The organism is Mycobacterium sp. TH-M15 (assembly GCF_057473705.1).
Genome location: NZ_JBYCLB010000057.1, coordinates 1 through 4,732, shown reverse-complemented (window position 1 = coordinate 4,732; position 4,732 = coordinate 1). Strand labels below are relative to the sequence as shown.

Below are 4,732 nucleotides of genomic sequence, written 5' to 3'. Positions count from 1 at the left end.
ACCGGGCTGCCTCGACCAGGTCCGGCACGGACGGAATTTTAGTCGCCGTCGAGCGGCTACCGTGCCCGCGTGCTGTGGTGGCAGGCGTGACGATCGCCGAGCGGGCGGCCGCGGCGTTGAGCCCGCCGCCGGCGCCGCTTTGGTCCTACTCTTTTTTGGCGGCGTGGTAGGTCTGGGTCAGCGCGGCCTGCAGCCCATGAGTGGCGTTGCCGAATTCGCCGGCCATGTCCTCCCGCGTTGTGTCGTGATCGGAGTACACGTAGGCGTCATCGCGCATCCCGCCCAAAAAGGCCCGCAGACCTGCCACGCACGATCCAGTGCGACCTGCGCGGTCTCATGATCGTGCTGAGGTGGCTCGGCGAGGCCGCGCGGTCTGATGCTCTCCCACGTAGTAATCAAGGCGTCATCGAAAGCGTTCAACACATCAGTGATTGCTCCACGGATTTCTGGGCTTGCGTCGGGGTTGGCAAGTAGCGCACCCTGCACTGCGTTAGCGTGCGGCAACAGATCGACGCTTTTTTCCGGCGGATGCGGTGTTGCTGCGTTCGCGATGGCGTATCCGGTGCATAGGCGCACGTCTTGTTCGTGGACGGTCTCGGCGCTGGGTTTGCCTGCTGCGCCGGTGGTTTCGGTAGAGGTGAGCGGGGTTCACGATGCAGCTGGAATTTTGTGGATGCGCCGCAACTTCTCGCCGAGCTCCAGCCGTGCCACGTCCAGGTCGTATCGCGACTGAATGTTGACCCAGAACGCATCGCTGAGTCCCAGTGCCCGCGATAGCCGCAACGCGGTGTCCGCGCTGATGCCGCGTCGGCCATGGACGATCTGGCCGATGCGCGTCTGCGGAACGTCGATCGCCTTGGCGAGCGCGTACTGGGTGATCCCCATCGGCTCCATGAACTCGTGGAGCAGGATCTCACCTGGGTGTGTCGGCAAGAAACCGGCCATCGTGCTTCCTTCCCCTAGTGGTCATCGACGAGTTCGACGTCTTCGGCAGCGCCCTCGGCCCAGACGAAGCAGATTCGCCACTGGCCGCTGACGCGGATGCTGTATCGGCCCTTGCGGTCACCGGTCAGTCGCTCCAGGTGATTGCCCGGCGGTACGCGTAGGTCGTTGATGCTCTCAGCAGCGTCGATGAGTTGCATCTTGTCGCGAGCCCGTTTGGCCAGCTCGCGACTGATCCGTTTCGTGAAAGTCAGATCCCATACCGCTTCCGCGTCGCTGTCCTTGAACGACCGGATCACCCAGCCAATACTAACGGATTTCATTAGTATCGACAAGCGATAGTATGTCATCTGTGGCCGCCGGCCATCCTTAGTTTGCCCGGCTCTACGGCGGCATCATCACGGCTGCAGCCGCTGCACCCTTCCACCGATGACGCGAATCCGGTTGTGCAGCCGGTCTTCTCGGCCCTGCCAGAATTCAACCACCTCCGGCGCGATGAGGTAGCCGCCCCAGTTCGGCGGCACCGGCACCGGTTCGGAGTCCGGAAACCGGGCGGTCACCTCGGCGAGCTGGTCGAGCAGCGCCGCGCGAGACGTGATCGGCTGCGACTGGTGCGACGCCCAGGCGCCCAGCTGGGACCCGCGCGGTCGTTTCGACCAGTAGTCCCCCGTCTCGGCGGGGTCGACCTTGCGCACCGCGCCGCGGATGTGGAACTGGCGGCCCAGCTGATACCAGGGGAAGGTCGCCGACGCGTACGGGGTCGCGGCCAGCTGGGCGCCCTTGGCCGAGTCGTAGTTGGTGAAGAAGGTGATCCCGGTGTCGTCGATGGCCTTGCACAGCACCGACCGGCTCACCGGCTTCCCTGCGTCGACGGTGGCCAGCACCATGGCGTTGGGCTCGGCGACCCCGGCGCGTTCGGCGTCGCCGATCCAGCTGCGCAGCAGCGCCTGCCAGCCGATCTCAAGCCAGCTCTCGTCGAGGTCGCCGCTGTGGTCCTTCTCCGAGCCGTATTCCACTCGCATCGCCGCCAGGTGCTCGTTGTCGGGGAGTGTCACTGGTCAACGCTACCGTCCGCGGGTGCGTTGACTCTGCGCTCGGGGCGCAAAAGTGCGAGTAGAGCGCGCCGTGGACGCAGACTGAACGTCGCGGCCGGCGCTAGCGACCCTTCAACGCCGTCAGCATCCGCTGCAGCAGCGGCTCCGGCGGCACCTTCGCCGCGACCGCCAGCATCTCCGGCACCGAGGTGAACTTGTCCCGCGGCCGGCCCTCGGCGGCGCCCTGGGCTTTCTCGGCGGCGTTGATCGCCTTCCAGCCAGCGGCGTCGACGACGTCGGGCTGACGGTCGTGCACCATCCGGGCGACCGCGCGCGGGCCGCCGACCGGGTCGGCGAGCAGGCCGTCGTTGAAGTCCGCGACCAGGGTCCGGATGGTCAGCAGCGAGTCGGACTTGTTGGTGCCGATGAAGCCGGTGGTGCCGCGCTTGATCCAGCCGGTCACGTACGCCCCGGGCACCCGCTGCCCGGTCGCCGGGTCGACCACCCGACCGCCCTCGTTGGGGACCACGCCCGCGTCGTCGTCGAACGGCAGATCGGCGATCGGGGTGCCGTGATAGCCGATGGAGCTGAGCACCAGGCCGGCGTCCAGCCGGTGTACCCGGTCGGTGCCGGTGCCGGTGAACTCGATGCCGATGGCACGCTCGTCGCCGAGCACCCGCGCCGGCGTCAGCTGGTAGGCGAACCGGATCCGCGGCCTGGAGAGGGGCGGCGCGGCGTCGCTGACACTGGGGAGCTTGGCCAGGATCTCCAGCTTCTGCCGGGTGCAGGTGTCGCGGGCCGCAGTGAGGTCAGCCAGGTCGGTACGCACCCGGGCGTGGTCGTCGGCGTCGAGCACCACCTCGACCGCCTGGGTCAGCCCGACCAGTTCGGGCAGGGTGAACGCCGAGGCGATCGGTCCGCGCCGGGCAGCGATCACCACCTCGCGCACCGCCGAGCCACGCAGCACCGCCAGTGCGTCGTCGGCGATGTCGGTGCCGGCCAGCCGGTCCGGATCGCAGGTCAGGATCCGGGCCACGTCCAGCGCGACGTTGCCATTGCCGACGATCACCACCCGCTGGTGGCTCAGGTCGACCGCCAGATCTCGAAACTCCGGGTGGCCGTTGTACCAGCCGACGACCTCGGTGGCGGTGCCGGTGCCGGGCAGGCCCATCCCGTCGATCTCCAGCCGCTTGTCGTGCAGCGCACCGGAGGCGTACAGCACCGCGTGGTGGTGGGCGAGCAGGTCGGCGTGGCTGACGTGCGTGCCGACCTCGACGTTGAGGAAGAACTGGAAACCGCGCCGCCAGGAGATCTCGTCGAAGAGCCGGGTGACCAGCTTGGTGCTTTGGTGGTCCGGCGCCACCCCGGCCCGCACCAACCCGTACGGGGTGGGCAGCTTCTCGAACATGTTGACCAGCACGTGCGGCTGGGTGAGCAGCTCGTCGGCGGCGTACATCGCGGCCGGACCGGAGCCGACGATCGCCACCGTCAGCGGGGCGCCGCGGCGACGAACCTCGGCGGCCGGCAGGATCGGCGCCAGCTTCGAGGTGGGCGGCAGCTTCACCCCCTCCGGGCGCTCCGGGTAGAACGACTTGTTGATCTCGACGAACGGCAGCTGCTGGTCCGGCAGCTGACTGTCCGGGTAGATCGCGTCGACCGGACAGGCGCGCACGCACGCGCCGCAGTCCACGCACGCCTCTGGGTCGATGTAGAGCATCTCGGAGGTGGCGAAGTCCGGCTCGTCCGGGCTCGGGTGGATGCAGTAGACCGGGCAGGCGAAGACGCAGGAGGCGTCGTTGCAGCACGCCTGGGTAATAACGTGCGGCATTGCGATCGGGCCCCCGCTAGGCGGCCGGAACCGAATTCAGATGCGCCCGCTGCGGCTGTGCCCGGTAGCGCGCCGGCGCGCCGCTGATCCGGCAGATCCGCCAGATCAGCTTGGCGACCGGGTTCATCAGGCCGGTGTCGTGGCAGAGCATCCGGACGTCGGCGAACATGTCGGAGAGCATCCGCCGGGCGTCGGGGGAACCGAAGAACACGTCCTTGCGCACCTGGCGCGGGATGTCGAACTCGGCCCAGAACGCCTTCGGCGGAACGACGATCGCCGAGCAGAGAATCCGCATGGCGATCGGCACGAACAGCGACAGCCAGAACCGCTTGCGTGGCCGCAGGTGCGGAATCCGCTTGTTCAGGTACTCGTGCGCGAAGGAGATGTGCCGCGCCTCCTCGGCGACGTGGATGGCCATCACCTTCTCCATGATCGGGTGCAGCGTCTTGCCCTCGCGCAGGATGTCCTTCTGGATGTGGTCGATCGGCTCTTCACCAGCGAGGATGCCGAACCAGAACGGGATCGGCAGCGGCCCGGCGACCAGCGGGATGAACGCGGCCAGCCACTTGAGGAACCGCGGCATGCCGGGCACGTCGGCGCCGATGTGGTTCACCATCTCCTGGAACATCATGGTGTGGTTGCACTCTTCGACCGATTCGTGCAGGCAGTAGCGGTACTCGGGTGAGCCGTTCGGGCACCAGAACGCGTAGTTGAGCAGCCCGCGGATCAGGATCGACTCGAAGTGCAGGCCGACCTTGGCGACGTTGGCCTGCCGCCACATGCCGATCTTGATCTGCCGCTCCAACGGCTGGGCCTGGTACCAGGGGTGCTTGCCGAACGGGTCGGTGGCCGGCAGCACCCACCGCGGGTCGTTCTCGGTGACCTTGAACTCCGGTGCGCCCCAGGCGATGTCGGTGTAGGGGTTGAA

At 67.6% G+C, this 4,732-nt stretch carries 6 protein-coding genes; all 6 read right to left on the bottom strand.

What is annotated here, in order from left to right; translation table 11 throughout:
* Window positions 1-145: 145 nt before the first annotated feature.
* Window positions 146-307, bottom strand: a complete 162-nt coding sequence (locus AC2VNT_RS01430; protein WP_486945164.1) for a hypothetical protein — start codon at window positions 305-307, stop codon at window positions 146-148.
* 341 nt (window positions 308-648) lie between these two features.
* On the bottom strand, window positions 649-945 hold the full coding sequence (locus AC2VNT_RS01425) for a HigA family addiction module antitoxin (protein WP_486945163.1): 297 nt from the start codon (window positions 943-945) through the stop codon (window positions 649-651).
* Window positions 946-959: 14 nt separating this feature from the next.
* The gene (locus AC2VNT_RS01420) at window positions 960-1,241 is read right to left on the bottom strand and encodes a type II toxin-antitoxin system RelE/ParE family toxin (RefSeq protein ID WP_486945162.1); all 282 of its coding nucleotides are present in this window, start codon (window positions 1,239-1,241) and stop codon (window positions 960-962) included.
* A 99-nt stretch (window positions 1,242-1,340) separates the two neighbouring features.
* Window positions 1,341-1,997, bottom strand: a complete 657-nt coding sequence (gene pdxH / locus AC2VNT_RS01415; protein ID WP_486945161.1) for a pyridoxamine 5'-phosphate oxidase — start codon at window positions 1,995-1,997, stop codon at window positions 1,341-1,343.
* Window positions 1,998-2,097: 100 nt separating this feature from the next.
* Window positions 2,098-3,804 carry an FAD-dependent oxidoreductase gene (locus AC2VNT_RS01410; RefSeq protein ID WP_486945160.1) on the bottom strand — a complete coding sequence of 569 codons (1,707 nt, stop codon included), beginning with the start codon at window positions 3,802-3,804 and terminating at the stop codon, window positions 2,098-2,100.
* Between the two features lie 16 nt (window positions 3,805-3,820).
* Window positions 3,821-4,732: AurF N-oxygenase family protein (locus AC2VNT_RS01405; RefSeq protein WP_486945159.1), on the bottom strand; the 912-nt coding region annotated here is incomplete at its 5' end.